Origin of the sequence: Methanorbis rubei (assembly GCF_032714495.1) — an archaeon.
GTDB lineage: Archaea > Halobacteriota > Methanomicrobia > Methanomicrobiales > Methanocorpusculaceae > Methanocorpusculum > Methanocorpusculum rubei.
Map to the genome: position 1 here is coordinate 287,076 of NZ_JAWDKB010000002.1, position 14,476 is coordinate 301,551.

Here is a 14,476-nt window from a genome sequence, read left to right on the forward strand (position 1 = left end):
TGCAGGTCTGTCCGCGGCCGGTGGAATCACTACCGGCTGCTACTACTCTATTCGTAGTTATTGTATTTATTTGTATGGTTCATTGCATGGCATTGATGTGTGGCAACAGAGCTTTGCCTTGAAGAAAGCATTATCAAGATTCAGGGATAATGAATGAGTAATGAACGAGTCGGCGGGCGATTTTTCCGATATTCTCACACTTCTCAAGGACAATCCCCGCGGGATGTCCGTCACCGAGATCGCAGACGCCGCTCACCTCAACAGAAACACCATTGCACGATACATGGACACCCTGCTTGTCTCCGGCCAGGTCGAGATGCGGACATTCGGCAAAGCAAAAGTCTTCTTCATCTCAAAACGCGTGCCGGTCTCTGCAATGCTCAACCTCTCTTCAGAGATGGTGCTCTTAATTGACGAAAATCTGAAGATCATTCAGGCCAACGAAGCACTTCTCTCGTTCCTCTCCGTCGACTCCGAGAATGTTGTCGGCTCACTTGTCTACAGCGGCCCTTGCAATCTTTTGTGCGGCGACGTGCTTGCTGACCATATCAGACGCGCCCTTCGCGGCGACACCGTCCGTGGCGAGCTGCGGATCTTTCATGAAGGACGCGAATGCTATCTTGATCAGAAGATCTACCCGATGGTGCTCGCCGACGGCAGACCGGGCGTGACCGTCATCCTTGACGATGTCACTGATCACAAAAATGCCGAGGCAGCCCTCGAACGAAGCGAAGCAATGTTTCGTCGTCTGGTCGAAACGGTTCGCGACTGTATCTGGTCGCTCGACGAGGACGCAGTCATCCGCTACATCAGCCCCCAGATAACCGAGATATGCGGATACGCTCCCGAGGAACTGATCGGCCACTCCTTCACCGAGTTCATGCCGGCAGGCGCAGGTTCGCGTTTTTCCTGGGAACTTGCCGCAGAGCTCTCCAAAGAGACCGGGTTCACGCTTCTTGAGTTTCCGTTCATCTGCAAGAACGGCAGCCGCATCTACTGCGAGTTCTCCGGAACGCCGGTGATCCTTGACGAAGAGTCAGGAATGTTCCTCGGCTACAACGGAGCGCTTCGCGACGTTACCGACCGCAGAAATGCCGAGCAGAGTGTGAAGCGGTGGAAGCTGTTTCTTGACGGCGTGATGCATAATATCCCTGGCATCATCATCGTCACCGATACGAAAACCGACAGAATTGTCTACACCAATCTCAGTGCCGAGCAGTATCTCGGCATCAACCGCACTGAACTTCGGAGCCTTTCGATCTCGAAGCTTCTCTCCCGCTTAGGGTCCACGCATCTTGCTGATGCGCATGATAAGGTGAAGGCGTTTGGCAAACCGGTGAATGTCCCTGAAGACCGGATTGTGGTGAACGGAACTGTCTGTTACGTCTCAGCCCGCGTGCTGCGCATGGTTCTCTCCGCAGACCGCGAGTATCTGCTGACGATGGCAACCGACATCTCTGATGAGGTTGCTGACCGTAACCGCCAGCTTCAGACCCGCGAGCTTGCGTTTGTGCTTGAAGGTGTGACGACGACGCAGGAGATATGGAACTCGGCTCTGGAGATGCTGCCAAAGATCAGCGGGTTTACTGCGGTCGCGGTCTATCAGCGCAGCATCTTTGATGATTATATTCTCTTTATGTCCAAGGGCGGACGGTTTGCTCCGGCGATTCACCGCGACTCGATTGTGGACCGGATCATCCGGAAAGGTGAGCCTGCGATCTTTGACACGTATCGTATGGGACTTTTCCCGGAAGGAACCCTGTCCACGATGGACAACGCGGCTTCGCTTGTTCTGATGCCGGTGGTTCATGAGAGCAGGACGGTTGCCTGTATTGTGCTTGGTTCAACTGCTCCCCAGTCGCCTGATACGGTGCTCAGAGGAATTCTGATGTCAACATCGTTTCAGATCAGCACTGTTGCTTCCCGCTGCCTTTTGCAGGAGAAACTGCAGCGCGAACGCGACCGCACCCGGAGTTATCTGGATATTGCGGGCGTCATGCTGGTCGTGGTCCGCCGCGACGGAGTGATCGAGATGATCAACCGGTACGGTGCGAAAACTCTCGGCTACAGTGAGTCTGAGCTGATCGGCAGGAACTGGTTTGAGGATGTCGTTCCGGCCCATGCCCGCGAGGCACGCCTTCAGGCGTTCGAGCAGCTGCTCTCAGGCATGGTGGATGTGGAGGGCGATGTCTACAGCGGTACGGTTCTGTGCAGCGACGGCACGGAAAAATCGATCCGGTGGCGCAACTCGCTTCTTCGCGAGGAGTGCGGTACGGTCGCGGGCGTGGTGTCCTCGGGAGAAATTATTCCTGATGAGGGTGCCGGTAGGTAAGTGCGGGTTTTTGAGATTGGCGATGTAGTCGTTATGTTTTGTACGGATTTACGCGAATTTTGTTTGGGGTGATAAATATGATTTTTATGAGGCATCATTCATCACTACCCGGAAAACTTTTTTCAAATAGGAATTCCATGAATTCTCGTGAATCGATGATCAGGCAGAAGGCATGCGAATCGTGGACACTCCACGTACACACCTCGACCAAGTACCAATCCGCAATTTATTAATGAAACAGATGTCAATAGCATATCATTAACGAAAAAATCCGCCGCACCTTGCGGGTAACCCGGATTTTTCAAAGAATGAGAAGAGCATGATCCCTGAACCAGCATACATCGCCGCCTCTGCGGTAATCACCCTCATACTCTTTGTGGGCCTTGACCTGTTCTGGAAACTCCCTGCCCACGCCGGAGTATCAGGAACAGAGACCATCGAACGAGAGATTGAAGCAGATGGAGGCGACAGATGCGGCGGCTGGATGATTGGAAACATCGTCACCTCTCCCGACGCATCCGCAGGAACCCTCATTGCCGCATGCGGCTACTGGATCTGGGGCGTCCCCGGAGGACTCCTTGCAGCAGTCCTCATCTTTATCGGCGCACGAATCTGCGCAGACAAAGGATACGCCGCAGTGAGCGGAACTCTCCTTGCAACCGCAGTTTTTTGGGCGCTTGACACCTTCGCAGGATTCCCGCCTGAAACCTTCATCGCAGGAATCGTCATCGCCATTCTCATCGTGCAGGGGATATCACCCAAGCACATCAGCAGAATCCTTGGAAAACTCTGGAGGAGATGCTCGTGACCGAACTCGTTCTCGCAGTCTGTGCAGTCATCGCTGTCTACGCAGCCCTTCGCGCAGTGTTTGAGAAAAACACCGCACGAAAACTACCTTTCATCACCGTCATGAACTTCGCGGTTGCAGGAGTAATCGTCCTCATCCTCCCGCATCCACTGACACTTATTGCCGCAGCAGCGTATCTTGTTGGCGCAACCTTGGAAGCAAACGCCATCGCATCAGCCATGGAAAAACTCAGAGGTGAGCAGACATGATAGAGCTCGTCACTCTTCTCGCCGCAGTTCTCGCCCTCATTGGCGGCATTGCAACAGTCCTCGTCAAAAATCCGTTTGACAAACTGATCACTCTTGGAATCCTTGTTGCAGGAGCGGTCATCTTCATGGTAAAACTCGGCTACCTTGACGTTGCCATCGTTGTCTCTCTCATGATGCCGATTGGAACCATCTTCGTCCTCCTCCTCTGCTGCAAACGACCGGAGGGGCTTCAATGAACGAACTCGAGTTCATCATCGGCTGCGTCCTGCTCCTCATAGGTGTTGCCGCAACCGCATATCCTCGTGACAAAACCTACCTCACGAGACTCATCAACATGGAAGTCGCCGAGTTCGGTCTCGTCTTCATCATGCTCGCGTTCGACGAAATGCTCGCTCTCGTCACCTTCATCGCAGTCAACATTGTTACAACGCTCATCTTCGTGCGGCTCATCGAAAAACAGCAGGCAAGAGAGGAAGAGCAATGAGCAAAGTCCAGAAGATATCCGAATACCTTGCAGACACAAACAACCTGCCAAAAATTTACGCCGCAGTCGTCTGCCTCATCGCAATACTCGGACTTCTCACCGTTCCATTCCTCGCCTACGACGAGTCTCAGCTCTACCCAAAATCCATCAATCCTGAGAGTTCCTTAAACCCTTACGACCGCGGCGGCACACCATTCGCAGAGCCGGCGCAGATTGTTGCCCAGTATCCTGAGAACTCTCCTGCGATCGGTTACGTCACCGCATACTTAACTCCTGCAAGCTGGTTCCTGGCAAACACCACCATGTACCTTGGAACAACCATCGTCGGCCATCCGGGCGGAATTCTTGATGAAATCCTCTACTACACGAGGGGCCTTGACACGATTGTTGAAGCAAGCATCTTCTTTGCGGCTTTTGCCATAGCCTCGTTCCTCTACCGGAGGGCAAAACAATGATTGCATTTGAGATGCCGCTCGTGTACCAGATCGGTATTGCAGTCGCATTCATTGCGATCATCATTGCGTTCTCGGCGATCCTTCGCGAAAAGGATGACATCCACAAACTCATCATCATCGACCTTATCGAGATAACCGGTCTTGTTGTCGTCGCACTCATTGCGACCGATCTTGCAGAAGCCTTGATTCTGCCGGGCCTCGTCGTCGGCGTTGCTGAAATTATGGCGGTCTCTGAACTCTGGCTTGCCAAAGAAAAACTTCAACAGAAACATTCGGCAAAAAAATTCGACATCGAGGTCATGAAGACAGCCCCGCCAATCATCGGCCTATTGCTTGCAGCGTACGGAATTTTTCTCACCGGATTTTCCGGAGGACTCATTGCAGCGCTTGGTCTTATGATCTTTTTCCTTGGAAAAAATATGGGCGAACATTTTGCAAAAATCGAAAATGCCGCAGGCTATGCATGGGCACTCTGGGTGATCGCATTCTTCATCTTCATGCTGTTTCCTTCGCAGTGGTTCCTTGCGATTATGCTTGCGGCGGTTGGCATCATGCTCAAAGTTATGGCGAAAATGTCTTTGGTTGGAACAATGCGGGGTGGTGAATAATGTTTGAACAGATTTTAATCAGAATGCCGTTCGGCGACATCGTCCACTATCTTTCCGGCTACACGGTGGTGCTGTTTGCGTTTGCGGCGATGTTTGTCATCCTCGCGGTCATCAGCCTGCCGGAAAAACCGGTCGACATTGTATTTGGCACTGACGGCTATTACACGAAAGAAGTTCCTGTTGATTTGATGAAGTTCCAGCGATTCATGGCAATCGCCTGCGGTATTGCAACGATTGGCGCGATTACAACAGGGGACATCTTCAACTTCACGCTGTTTGCGGCATTTATCGGTGTGTTAAATATCGGTATCGTTGCAGCAGTCAAAAACAAACAGGTTCTCGACGCCGCGTTCTCCTACGGACTTGTCGTCATGATGGCGACCGTTCCTTTATTTGCCGGAGCGGCAATTATTGCCGCAACGTGTGGAACGCTCTCGATCTGGGAGCTCGCAACAGCCGCGGAAGCAACAGCCGGAATCTCGGTTCCAATCGTTGCCAAACTTCTGCTGTTAGTTGGAGTCTTGGGCGAAGGAATGGCTCCGTTTTATATCGGTAAAGCCGAGATTACCAGAGCGCCGGGCGCCCCCTACATTCTGATGATCCATGTAAGCTCGCTCCTGCTCTTCCTGCGGGTAGTGGAAATTCTCCTGACGGTGTGAATCATGAAAAAGTCTACAGCATTTGGTCTTGGAATCGTGTTTGCCGCGGCGGCGATAGTAGCTGCGCTCGCAGTAGCAGAGATTCCTGCGTTCATTGCAGTTGTGGTGATATGCATACCGGCAGCACTCGCCTGCTTCATTTACGGGTGGTGTGCAGGAACAAAGGACGGAGATATTCCGTTTGTGGGGTACTGAGATGATTCCTTTTCTTCTGCTCCTAATCATTGCAGTGTTTGCCGGACTTCTGCTGCATGGCCTGCACCGAAAGGTCATCGCACGCATTCAGTTGAGGCCGGGCCCGCCAATCTGGCAGGAAATTTTACACACGCTGAAGTTCTCCTTCAAACAGACATGGATCCCAAAGACCGCCAGTCAGGTGATGTATGTTGCAATCGTGTTGATTGCGGTCGGCATCTGGGTTGCAGCACTCTGGGTGGTCGCTACCGGCGCAAGCCTGCTGATCTTGTTCGCACTCTATATGCTGCACAAGATCGTGGAGCATGGAACCGGACTTTCGTCAGGCTCTCCCTACACCAAGTTTGGCGCAATCAGATCGGTCATGTCAGCGGCAGCAGAACTGCCCTTGCTCGCGACTGTTGCGATAGTCTATCTCTTTACCGGAACACTTTCGATAGGAGCGATTGCTGAGTGGAACACCACGCATACGCCGCTTCTTCTGCTCGCGTTTCCGGCAGCAGTGTCTTTGTATCTGATCATTTTGTCCAAAGCACACTACGGCCCGTTCTCAGTGATTGAGGCAAAGGAACTCATCTCCGGCTATTGGACCGAACACTTCGGCGGGTGGCGGGCGATGCTGAACATCGCGATGAGTCTGAAGACCGTAGTTCTGCTCTCGGCATTTGTTCTGCTCTTTATCGGAGCGGTGCCATGGTGGCTGATGATCATTCTGATGATCGTTCTGATGATCTCGGTCTCCTTTGTCTGTGCGTCAACACCGATGCTTACCCCGTATCAGGTCGTGACGATCCAGACAGTCTGGACTCTGGTCGTTCTGCTCTACGGAGGATGCGTGTGGCTGGTTCTTGGAGGGATACTATGAGCTGGATAGCAAAAGGAGTTGTTGCGGGAATCGCATTCTACATTCTGTTGATGGCGATAGAAGTCATCAGTCATCCTGAAGTGCTTGGAGGAGCAGTTGCCGGAGCGGTGCTGTTTGGCATTCTTGCAGTTGTGTTCCTCGCAAAAGATGAGGAGAAGATTCACACCGGCGAGATGGTTCTCGTCTGGGTGATGATTCTGTTGTTTGTCGTTTACGGCGTGCTTTGTTGGGCAGGAGCGATACCATGGATCTGATCTACGAACGAAATCTTCAGCCGATGAAACTTGCAGTTCTCAAGGGAACCAGGCAGGATCAGGCAGTGGTCGCTCTTGCCGAACGGCTGGGCATCAACCGACAAAAAATGCGAAAAATTCTGATCAACAACTGTGATATGATGACGCTGGAAAATCTCGGGCCACGGCTTGAGGCAGCAGATGCAGCAGCGAAAGCTGCCGCGGCTGCTGGCGACGAGATCTCAGACGCTCTTTCTCTTCCGCATCTGACAACTGCAACAGGCATTCTCTCTGAAGTAGCTGCCGCAGAACTTCGCCGCCGTGCTGAGTCCGACACCGCGATTGCAGAACTTCTCGCAGAAATTGTGGAGGCAGTTTCATGACACTCTTACAGAAAGTGAAAAACGCGGTTCGCAAACGTTCCATTCATGTCTGTTACGTGAATACCGGCTCCTGCAACGGCTGCGATATTGAGATTCTCGCATGCCTCTCGCCGCGTTACGACATCGAACAGTACGGCATCTATGTCCACAACAATCCCCGCGAGGCTGATGTAATATTAGTGACCGGAGCAATGTCAGCACAGTGGATTGACAAACTTCCTGATCTCTGGGATAAAGTCCCTGAACCAAAAGCGGTTGTCACGATTGGCAACTGTCCGATCTCAGGCTGTGCGTTCAACAGGCCCGGCTCTCTCGTCGACCCGCCGGTCAGCAAATATATTCCGGTCGCAGCAGCCATTCCCGGCTGTCCGCCGCGACCGACCGAGATCATCAACGCAATACTGAGCGTAGCAGACATACTCTTTGACAACTATGAAACCAGATTGGAGGAGAAGCGATGAAGAAAGTGGTTGACATCTCGCTCCCGATCGGACCGGTGCATCCCTGCTTCAAGGAGCCGGCACGAATCAAATGCGAAACCATAGGCGAACGGGTGATCGCAACCGAAGTCGAGCTTGGCTACGTGAAAAAGGGCATCGAAAAGATCATGGTCGGCAGACCCTGGCAGGAGACGATTTTTCTTGCAGAACGCGTCTGCGGCATCTGTTCGGTCGTCCATAACACGGTAATTGTCGGGGCGCTGGAGCAAATCAGCGGCATCGGCGTATCGCCCAGAGCCGCACATCTGCGAATTATCCTCAATGAACTTGACCGGATGCAGAGCCATCTGCTTGCAAACTACTCGTACTGCTACACAATCGAGCATGAGACGCTTGCGATGTATCTGTTAAATCTCCGTGAGACCGTGATGGATGCAATCGAGATCATGACCGGCACACGCATTATGGCAGCATATGTTGTGCCGGGCGGCGTTCGCGAGGACATCACGAACGAGACCGCGGAAAAAATTCGGGAAGCGATCGCTCATGTGGAAGCAGAGCTTCCAAGATTTGTGAAGATGTTTGCAACAGGCCCGATGATTGCTCTCCGGTCCAAAGGGATCGGCATTCTGAGCGAAAAAGATGCAAAGGAAAGCGGGGTTGTAGGACCGACAGCAAGGGCAAGCGGTATTCCCCGCGATGCCCGGGCAAACGACCCGCTCTACAAAGAACTCGGCTGGAAGATGATCACGCGACCCGAAGGCGACAACTTCGCCCGCATCATGCTGCGGTTTGACGAACTGTTCCAGTCGACAACAATCATCAAAAATGCCCTTGCGGCTCTCCCGCAGGGACCAATTCGGCTCGGCGGACGTGTGACTGCCGGACGCTGCAAACACACGATTGAAGCGCCGCGGGGAGATCTGACGTACGATATCGAACTGGATGCAGAAGGTCAGGTCATCTCGGTCGCCATTCAGACGCCGTCAATCATGAACGTGGAAGTGGGAACGCATGCGATGATGAAAAATCTCGCATCAGCAGCTGACGTGACCTCGACCTTCATCAGTGCAGACCCCTGCATTGCCTGTGCGGAGCGGTAAAATGAGCGTTTTGTCTTACTTCAAAGAGTTTGCAAGGCCTGCATGGATAAAAAAATTCTTTGCCGCAAAAACTGCACCGCTCGCCGCTCCCGCATACTTCCGTGACTTCCCCGAGCTCACCGGCAACGACTGCACGCACTGCCTTGAGTGCAGAATGATCTGTCCGGCTCCGGGAGCAATCGACGTGGTTCTGCGCGAAAACGGAAAATGGGAGCCGCAGATTATTCGCGGCCACTGCTTCCGGTGCGGCTACTGTGTGGAAATATGCCCTGAAGAGGTGATGACCGCAGGAGATATTCTCGCTCGCAAACACGAACAGAGACTTGCCTTCACGCACGAGTACGAGGTGCAGGTTCACCGAAAGCTCTGCATGGGATGCGGCAACTGCACGACAGCATGTCCCGTAAACCGCGAGATCGATCCAGAGATGGGGGCCGGAGGAACATCAGTCTCTGACGACCTTCTGATGAAGGTCGTGAAAGGAAGAAACACGGTTCTGCACAACGAGCTCTGCAAAGGCTGCAAGGTCTGTGAGGACACCTGCCCGAACGGGGCGATGCATGTCGCAAGACGCGTTCAAGCAGTACAAAAGGAGGAGCCGTAAATGCCTGACTATCTTTTGAAAAATGCCTGTGTGATCGATCCGGTAAACCACATCTCGCAGGAGATAATGGACATCGCGATTGTTGACGGCCGCATCGCTGAAGAACCGTCCAGAAACGCAGAAGTCATCGACTGCGGCGGCATGCTGGTACTTCCGGGCGGCATTGACTCGCACACCCATATCTGCGGAACAAAAGTGAACTTCGGCAGATACATGAGCCCTGAGGACATGCGGGCAGGCCGTGCTCCCCGCGGACGCGGCATGCGGGCGGTCTCAGGCTACAGTATCCCGACCACGTACGGCAACAGCTACCGCTACGCCCAGATGGGATACACCACGCTCACCGAAGGAGCAATGGCTCCTCTTGAAGCAAGACATACGCATGAAGAGTTCCGCCACACGCCATTGCAGGACGGTCTTATTCTCACACTCTTCGATGGTGACTGGGGCGTCATGCGGGCGATCGGAGCAGGAGACATCAAACGCGCTGCGGCTCTCATTGCATGGCGGCTCACCGCGGTCAAAGGATACGGCGTAAAAGTCACCAACCCTCTGGGCGCTGAGATGTGGAGCTGGGGCAAAAATGTCGAATGCATCAGAAAACCGATCCCCTTCTTCGACATAAGTCCGGCAGAGTTCATTACCGGCATAATCGAAGCAAACGAAATGCTCGGACTGCCGCATTCCGTGCATCTGCACTGTAATAATCTGGGAAAGCCCGGCAACTACACCTGCACGCTTGGAACGATGGGACTGGTGCGGGATCTGAACGAAAAACGCCAGACCGCACATCTGACGCATGTCCAGTTCCACTCCTACGGAGGATCAGGCTGGGGAGATTTCTGTTCAAAAGCTGAACCTGTCTCAAAAATGGTGAACCTGTGTCCGCAGATTACGATCGACATGGGTCAGGTAATGTTTGGACGAACAACCACGATGACCGCTGACGGCCCGATGGAGTTCAATCTCTACCGCCTCCATCAGGACAAGTGGAGTAATCATGATGTCGAGCTGGAGACCGCGTCCGGCGTCATCCCTGTAATGTACCGGCGCAAGAATCTGGTAAACAGCATCATGTGGGCGATCGGTCTTGAACTTGCCCTGTTGGTGGAAAATCCCTGGCAGTGTCAGCTGACAACCGACAATCCAAACGGAGCTCCGTTTGTGAAGTATCCTGAGATCATCGGGCTTTTGATGAGCCGCGAGTATCGGGACAAGGAGTTTGCAACCGTGCATGCCGGGACCGCAAAACGTGTGGTGCTTCCATCACTCGACCGCGAGATGACGTTTGACGAGATCGCAGTAATGACGCGGGCAGGACAGGCGCGGGCGCTCGGTCTGCTGGAACGCGGCAAAGGACATCTTGGTATCGGCGCTGAAGCTGATATTGCGGTGTATCCGATCCGGCCCGATAAGATCGATCCGGCAAAGCAGTACGCAGAGGTTATCCGCGGGTTCGGCCAGACGAAGTACACGTTCAAGGGAGGAGTGATGATCTCGCGTGATGATGAGATTCTGGCAGACAATCAGAACCGAACATTCTGGTGCAGCCCGAAAGTGCCGAAAGCGTACGATATGGATAATGATCCTGAGCTTATCAGAACGTTTGAGCGGTTCTACTCGATTCAGAAGGAGAACTATCCGGTTGATGAGAACTACTACATCGCCCGCAGCATGAAAATTGAAACGGAGACGAAGTTATGAGACGAATTACTCTGATTATGCGCGATTCGGTGGACCCGCATCTGCCGATTGAGGCAGAGGTGATTACGCCGGAGACGCTTTCGAAAACGGTTCTGGTGAATGTGTATGTGGGCAACCAGAAGATGATGCTCTCTGATGTGTTTGATATCCGCGTTGACGGCGAGGCAGCAGGCCCTGCAGCAACAGAGATTGTGATCATCGGGGACGCTTCACGCGTGAAGCGTGTCGGCGAGTACATGACTGACGGCAGAATTCTTGTTGAAGGAAATATCGGGATGCACTGCGGCGACTTTATGACCGGAGGGACGATTGAGATCATGGGAGATGCCGGAGACTGGCTTGGCCGCGAGATGCTTGGCGGCAAAATCATCTGTCACGGGAATGCCGGAAACTACTGCGGGTCAGGCTACCGCGGCGGACGAAAAGGTGTTCGCGGTGGTGAGATTTTCGTGAAGGGCGATGTGGGTGACTACTGCGGCGAGAGTCTTTTTGGCGGTGTTGTGCATGTTATGGGCAGCGCAGGACTGCATGCAGGCGTGAATATGAAAGGGGGAAAACTTACCATCGAAGGAGACGCCGTGATGCCCTGCGGCGATATGTTTGCCGGAGAGTGCACGATATTTGGGCATGTGGATGATTTCATGCCAACGTTTGCCGAGGTCGGCAAAGTTGTGGAGAACGGTCGCGAGCTTACGGTGTTTACGGGCGATCTCGCGCACCGCAACGGCAAGGGAACGCTTCGCGTGGGTAGTTACACGCGGATATAATTTTTTCCGTGGGCGGAGCACAAACAAAGTAATCGAATCAAAAAAAAAGTTAACGCGGAGACATTTCTCCGCAGAATATCTCTTTAGTACCGGGGCGTGCGCGGTGCTCTGTGCTTTGGGAGGCAGTCGCGGCAGTAAACCGGTCTACCCTCGGTTGGTTTGAAGGGAACTTCGCACTCTTTTCCGCAGTCGGAGCAGATTGCTTTGGTCATCTCGCGGGGTGCGTCGTTGTATTGGCGGGGTGCGCCGTAGGAATTTCTTCTTTCCATTTTTATTAACTCCATGAACACGGGAAATCCCATGCTCATGAGTCTGCACGCACAAAATCCGAAAAGGATTTCATACGCATATAACTCATGCAGACGAAACTGCAGTTTTAGATTGGTGCTGCATGGATATATAACAATGTATCAGTCCATGAAAAATATTTCGCGAGAAAAAATTCTGACCATACCATAAGAAGGACCGTATATTTCTTAGTAAATCACCGATAATGCAATACTTCATCTCTTTCACCGTCCAAATATTCATCCATGAACAGAAAGCCGATCATTGCCGTAATCGGTGACGGATCTCTTCCGAAAAATTCGCATAAAGAGATCTTTGCAGAACAACTCGGCAGTGCCCTCAATGCCGCAGGATACCGGATAATCTGCGGCGGGCTGGGCGGCGTAATGGAGGCTGCCGCTCGCGGGGCTCATGCATCTCCTGTCTATTGCAGCGGGGATGTAATCGGAGTTCTGCCGGGATGCAGTCCTGATGCGGCAAACCCGTACATCGATATTCCGATTGCAACAGGCTTAGATCATGCACGAAATTTTATCGTAGCAAACAGTGATGCGGTGATTGCAATCGGCGGAGGGTCCGGCACCCTCTCGGAGTTATCGTATGCCTGGATTATGCGGCGGCTGATTCTCGCCTACCGCGTTCCGCATCCGGCAGGCTCCTCTGAAACTTTTGCAGACTGGAGTGCGGTTGTTGCCGACAAAAAACTTGATGACAAAGACCGCTGTCCCGAGATACCTGACGACCGCATCTATGGCATTGACACGGCAGACGATGCGGTAAACGTTCTTGCAGAAAAACTGCCGGTATACCTCTCGCGTCCGGTGTGTGCGGGAAAGAGATAAGAAATTTTTTTTAAAATTTTTTCGATGACGAATTTTTAAAATATTCATCATAGCACAAATTCTATTTCAGAAAAAAATATTACAGACATTTTTCAAAAAAAATAATGATCAGAAAAATTCAATCGACCTGAGACAGAACGCCTGTTTTCAGATCATAATATAATCCATGGACTTCCAGGCATCCCTTCTTTTCCGCCTCGGTGACCAGAGGATATGTTCTGAGATGCTCAATCTGCAGGCGGACATTCTCGATCTCGATCTCTTTTTTACGTTCTGCCTTCTCCTCCGGTGTCGTAGGGACATCGGAAGTGCGGGCATCCACACGCATCTGTGCTTCGCGGGCATTGTTAATCCACATCGGAATGTAGGCATCGCCCTTCATATCCACATCCAGTGCTTTCAGTGCTCCGCAGTCAGAATGGCCGCAGATAACAATATCCTTCACTTTCAGGTGACGAACCGCATATTCAAGCACGGTTGCAAAATTCCAGTCATGGGTTGGCACGATGTTTCCAATGTTTCGATGGGTAAACAACTCTCCTGCACGGCAGTGGGTAATCCGCTCCGCATTGACACGGGAGTCAGAACAGCCGATCCACAGCACGGTTGGATGCTGGGACTCGACCAGAGTCATGTACCGATCTTTTTTTCGCTCGAAATCTTTTTCGAGGAAAATCTTGTTGCCTTCAATAAAACTCTCAATCATATTATTTTCACCTCTTGGTGTTCGGTAGGCCCGAAAAAACGGAAAAAACACGAGTTCTGCTCTCAGGAGAGCAGAGTTTCGTGGATCCCCGGAAAAAGTATGTTGCAAAGAGTAAAATTACTCTTTGAATACGTTGTCGTAGATCATGTCCGAACCGGTTGCGTGCAGACGCTCGCGCTCGTCCATCTCCTCAGCATAGGAAAGGACCGGCATCGTCATGTCGTAACCCGGCTTGTGGCCGAACATCTTCTCAAGCTCAACCTGCTGGGAGTGCATATAGAGCGAGTTCGGGATATCCATTGGACAAAGTTCGCTGCACTGACCGCAGTTGATACAGGAGTCCGCAATGTGGGCAAAGCGGATCATCTGGAACATAAAGTCCGGCGGAATGATTCCCGGGCGGACGAGGTGCGGCTTCTTGGTCGAACACTCGACACAGTAGCAGATCGGACAGTTCTCGATACATCCGTAGCATTTGATACACTTGGATGCTTCGGCCATGATCTTGTTGAGGCGTTCGGTACCGGTTCCCAGTTCTCCAAACTGGTGTTCCTGCGCCTTCTTGCCCATCTTGATCATCACATTCTCGATCTTACCGCGGATCTCAAGCCCTTTTGCGTCCGGTGCAGACGAGCTGATCGCTCCTGCCTTCACCGCACCGTCAAAGAGCATTGCACCCTTCTCAGAGCAGACCTCAACGAAAGTGGCTTTACCGGCCTTGTCACCGACAACACCCCAGTTACCGCATGCAA

General features: G+C 52.5%; 21 protein-coding genes. 18 read left to right on the forward strand and 3 right to left on the reverse strand.

The annotated features are described in order from the left end of the window. The first annotated feature begins 160 nt into the window (after window positions 1-160). From McpCs1_RS03410 to McpCs1_RS03490, 17 genes are all read left to right on the forward strand, one after another. Window positions 161-2,332 carry a PAS domain S-box protein gene (locus McpCs1_RS03410; RefSeq protein WP_338095856.1) on the forward strand — a complete coding sequence of 724 codons (2,172 nt, stop codon included), beginning with the start codon at window positions 161-163 and terminating at the stop codon, window positions 2,330-2,332. 319 nt (window positions 2,333-2,651) lie between these two features. Next, window positions 2,652-3,140, forward strand: a complete 489-nt coding sequence (gene ehaB / locus McpCs1_RS03415; protein WP_338095857.1) for a [NiFe]-hydrogenase-3-type subunit EhaB — start codon at window positions 2,652-2,654, stop codon at window positions 3,138-3,140. Then, window positions 3,131-3,388: an EhaC family protein gene (locus tag McpCs1_RS03420; RefSeq protein WP_338095858.1), complete on the forward strand. Its 258-nt coding sequence runs from the start codon at window positions 3,131-3,133 to the stop codon at window positions 3,386-3,388. Before ehaB ends, McpCs1_RS03420 begins: the two co-directional genes overlap by 10 nt. Continuing rightward, window positions 3,385-3,624 (forward strand): EhaD family protein, encoded by a 240-nt coding sequence (locus McpCs1_RS03425; RefSeq protein ID WP_338095859.1) that lies wholly within the window; start codon window positions 3,385-3,387, stop codon window positions 3,622-3,624. The genes McpCs1_RS03420 and McpCs1_RS03425 overlap by 4 nt, the downstream gene beginning before the upstream one ends. Beyond that, window positions 3,621-3,872 carry an EhaE family protein gene (locus tag McpCs1_RS03430; RefSeq protein WP_338095860.1) on the forward strand — a complete coding sequence of 84 codons (252 nt, stop codon included), beginning with the start codon at window positions 3,621-3,623 and terminating at the stop codon, window positions 3,870-3,872. Before McpCs1_RS03425 ends, McpCs1_RS03430 begins: the two co-directional genes overlap by 4 nt. Then, on the forward strand, window positions 3,869-4,327 hold the full coding sequence (locus McpCs1_RS03435) for an EhaF family protein (RefSeq protein WP_338095861.1): 459 nt from the start codon (window positions 3,869-3,871) through the stop codon (window positions 4,325-4,327). Before McpCs1_RS03430 ends, McpCs1_RS03435 begins: the two co-directional genes overlap by 4 nt. Then, window positions 4,324-4,935, forward strand: coding sequence for an EhaG family protein (locus McpCs1_RS03440; protein ID WP_338095862.1), 612 nt, complete (start codon window positions 4,324-4,326; stop codon window positions 4,933-4,935). The genes McpCs1_RS03435 and McpCs1_RS03440 overlap by 4 nt, the downstream gene beginning before the upstream one ends. After that, the gene (locus McpCs1_RS03445; protein ID WP_338095863.1) at window positions 4,935-5,594 is read left to right on the forward strand and encodes a hypothetical protein; all 660 of its coding nucleotides are present in this window, start codon (window positions 4,935-4,937) and stop codon (window positions 5,592-5,594) included. Before McpCs1_RS03440 ends, McpCs1_RS03445 begins: the two co-directional genes overlap by 1 nt. Window positions 5,595-5,597: 3 nt before the next feature. Beyond that, window positions 5,598-5,789: a hypothetical protein gene (locus tag McpCs1_RS03450; protein ID WP_338095864.1), complete on the forward strand. Its 192-nt coding sequence runs from the start codon at window positions 5,598-5,600 to the stop codon at window positions 5,787-5,789. A gap of 1 nt (window position 5,790) precedes the next feature. Then, entirely contained in the window at window positions 5,791-6,654 is an 864-nt protein-coding gene (locus tag McpCs1_RS03455; RefSeq protein WP_338095865.1) for a respiratory chain complex I subunit 1 family protein, read from the forward strand. Further along, entirely contained in the window at window positions 6,651-6,908 is a 258-nt protein-coding gene (locus McpCs1_RS03460) for a hypothetical protein (RefSeq protein ID WP_338095866.1), read from the forward strand. The genes McpCs1_RS03455 and McpCs1_RS03460 overlap by 4 nt, the downstream gene beginning before the upstream one ends. Then, window positions 6,899-7,270, forward strand: a complete 372-nt coding sequence (locus tag McpCs1_RS03465) for an EhaM family protein (protein ID WP_338095867.1) — start codon at window positions 6,899-6,901, stop codon at window positions 7,268-7,270. The genes McpCs1_RS03460 and McpCs1_RS03465 overlap by 10 nt, the downstream gene beginning before the upstream one ends. Then, window positions 7,267-7,731 carry an NADH-quinone oxidoreductase subunit B family protein gene (locus McpCs1_RS03470; protein ID WP_338095868.1) on the forward strand — a complete coding sequence of 155 codons (465 nt, stop codon included), beginning with the start codon at window positions 7,267-7,269 and terminating at the stop codon, window positions 7,729-7,731. The genes McpCs1_RS03465 and McpCs1_RS03470 overlap by 4 nt, the downstream gene beginning before the upstream one ends. Then, window positions 7,728-8,813 carry a hydrogenase large subunit gene (locus McpCs1_RS03475; protein WP_338095869.1) on the forward strand — a complete coding sequence of 362 codons (1,086 nt, stop codon included), beginning with the start codon at window positions 7,728-7,730 and terminating at the stop codon, window positions 8,811-8,813. The genes McpCs1_RS03470 and McpCs1_RS03475 overlap by 4 nt, the downstream gene beginning before the upstream one ends. A 1-nt stretch (window position 8,814) precedes the next feature. After that, window positions 8,815-9,417 carry a 4Fe-4S binding protein gene (locus McpCs1_RS03480; RefSeq protein ID WP_338095870.1) on the forward strand — a complete coding sequence of 201 codons (603 nt, stop codon included), beginning with the start codon at window positions 8,815-8,817 and terminating at the stop codon, window positions 9,415-9,417. Then, window positions 9,418-11,121 (forward strand): formylmethanofuran dehydrogenase subunit A, encoded by a 1,704-nt coding sequence (locus tag McpCs1_RS03485; RefSeq protein ID WP_338095871.1) that lies wholly within the window; start codon window positions 9,418-9,420, stop codon window positions 11,119-11,121. Continuing rightward, window positions 11,118-11,888 (forward strand): formylmethanofuran dehydrogenase subunit C, encoded by a 771-nt coding sequence (locus McpCs1_RS03490; protein WP_338095872.1) that lies wholly within the window; start codon window positions 11,118-11,120, stop codon window positions 11,886-11,888. The genes McpCs1_RS03485 and McpCs1_RS03490 overlap by 4 nt, the downstream gene beginning before the upstream one ends. An 83-nt stretch (window positions 11,889-11,971) precedes the next feature. On the opposite strand, the gene McpCs1_RS03495 is transcribed toward McpCs1_RS03490, so the two are convergent. Continuing rightward, window positions 11,972-12,157, reverse strand: coding sequence for a CxxC-x17-CxxC domain-containing protein (locus McpCs1_RS03495; protein WP_338094188.1), 186 nt, complete (start codon window positions 12,155-12,157; stop codon window positions 11,972-11,974). 264 nt (window positions 12,158-12,421) lie between these two features. On the opposite strand from McpCs1_RS03495, the gene McpCs1_RS03500 reads away from it, so the two are divergent. Continuing rightward, a complete protein-coding gene (locus McpCs1_RS03500) occupies window positions 12,422-13,018 on the forward strand; it encodes an SLOG cluster 4 domain-containing protein (RefSeq protein WP_338095873.1) in 597 nt (198 codons plus the stop codon). A gap of 118 nt (window positions 13,019-13,136) precedes the next feature. Here McpCs1_RS03500 and McpCs1_RS03505 read toward each other — a convergent pair whose 3' ends face one another. Further along, window positions 13,137-13,724: a carbonic anhydrase gene (locus McpCs1_RS03505; protein WP_338095874.1), complete on the reverse strand. Its 588-nt coding sequence runs from the start codon at window positions 13,722-13,724 to the stop codon at window positions 13,137-13,139. 117 nt (window positions 13,725-13,841) lie between these two features. Further along, on the reverse strand, window positions 13,842-14,476 hold a 635-nt coding region (locus tag McpCs1_RS03510), incomplete at its 5' end, for a 4Fe-4S dicluster domain-containing protein (protein ID WP_338095875.1).

Excerpts from the sequence above, each read along its gene's own strand:
- McpCs1_RS03410 (WP_338095856.1), top strand. The coding sequence starts at position 161 with ATGAACGAGTCGGCGGGCGATTTTTCCGATATTCTCACACTTCTCAAG.
- ehaB (WP_338095857.1), top strand. The coding sequence starts at position 2,652 with ATGATCCCTGAACCAGCATACATCGCCGCCTCTGCGGTAATCACCCTC.
- McpCs1_RS03420 (WP_338095858.1), top strand. The coding sequence starts at position 3,131 with ATGCTCGTGACCGAACTCGTTCTCGCAGTCTGTGCAGTCATCGCTGTC.
- McpCs1_RS03425 (WP_338095859.1), top strand. The coding sequence starts at position 3,385 with ATGATAGAGCTCGTCACTCTTCTCGCCGCAGTTCTCGCCCTCATTGGC.
- McpCs1_RS03430 (WP_338095860.1), top strand. The coding sequence starts at position 3,621 with ATGAACGAACTCGAGTTCATCATCGGCTGCGTCCTGCTCCTCATAGGT.
- McpCs1_RS03435 (WP_338095861.1), top strand. The coding sequence starts at position 3,869 with ATGAGCAAAGTCCAGAAGATATCCGAATACCTTGCAGACACAAACAAC.
- McpCs1_RS03440 (WP_338095862.1), top strand. The coding sequence starts at position 4,324 with ATGATTGCATTTGAGATGCCGCTCGTGTACCAGATCGGTATTGCAGTC.
- McpCs1_RS03445 (WP_338095863.1), top strand. The coding sequence starts at position 4,935 with ATGTTTGAACAGATTTTAATCAGAATGCCGTTCGGCGACATCGTCCAC.
- McpCs1_RS03450 (WP_338095864.1), top strand. The coding sequence starts at position 5,598 with ATGAAAAAGTCTACAGCATTTGGTCTTGGAATCGTGTTTGCCGCGGCG.
- McpCs1_RS03455 (WP_338095865.1), top strand. The coding sequence starts at position 5,791 with ATGATTCCTTTTCTTCTGCTCCTAATCATTGCAGTGTTTGCCGGACTT.
- McpCs1_RS03460 (WP_338095866.1), top strand. The coding sequence starts at position 6,651 with ATGAGCTGGATAGCAAAAGGAGTTGTTGCGGGAATCGCATTCTACATT.
- McpCs1_RS03465 (WP_338095867.1), top strand. The coding sequence starts at position 6,899 with ATGGATCTGATCTACGAACGAAATCTTCAGCCGATGAAACTTGCAGTT.
- McpCs1_RS03470 (WP_338095868.1), top strand. The coding sequence starts at position 7,267 with ATGACACTCTTACAGAAAGTGAAAAACGCGGTTCGCAAACGTTCCATT.
- McpCs1_RS03475 (WP_338095869.1), top strand. The coding sequence starts at position 7,728 with ATGAAGAAAGTGGTTGACATCTCGCTCCCGATCGGACCGGTGCATCCC.
- McpCs1_RS03480 (WP_338095870.1), top strand. The coding sequence starts at position 8,815 with ATGAGCGTTTTGTCTTACTTCAAAGAGTTTGCAAGGCCTGCATGGATA.
- McpCs1_RS03485 (WP_338095871.1), top strand. The coding sequence starts at position 9,418 with ATGCCTGACTATCTTTTGAAAAATGCCTGTGTGATCGATCCGGTAAAC.
- McpCs1_RS03490 (WP_338095872.1), top strand. The coding sequence starts at position 11,118 with ATGAGACGAATTACTCTGATTATGCGCGATTCGGTGGACCCGCATCTG.
- McpCs1_RS03495 (WP_338094188.1), bottom strand. The coding sequence starts at position 12,157 with ATGGAAAGAAGAAATTCCTACGGCGCACCCCGCCAATACAACGACGCA.
- McpCs1_RS03500 (WP_338095873.1), top strand. The coding sequence starts at position 12,422 with ATGAACAGAAAGCCGATCATTGCCGTAATCGGTGACGGATCTCTTCCG.
- McpCs1_RS03505 (WP_338095874.1), bottom strand. The coding sequence starts at position 13,724 with ATGATTGAGAGTTTTATTGAAGGCAACAAGATTTTCCTCGAAAAAGAT.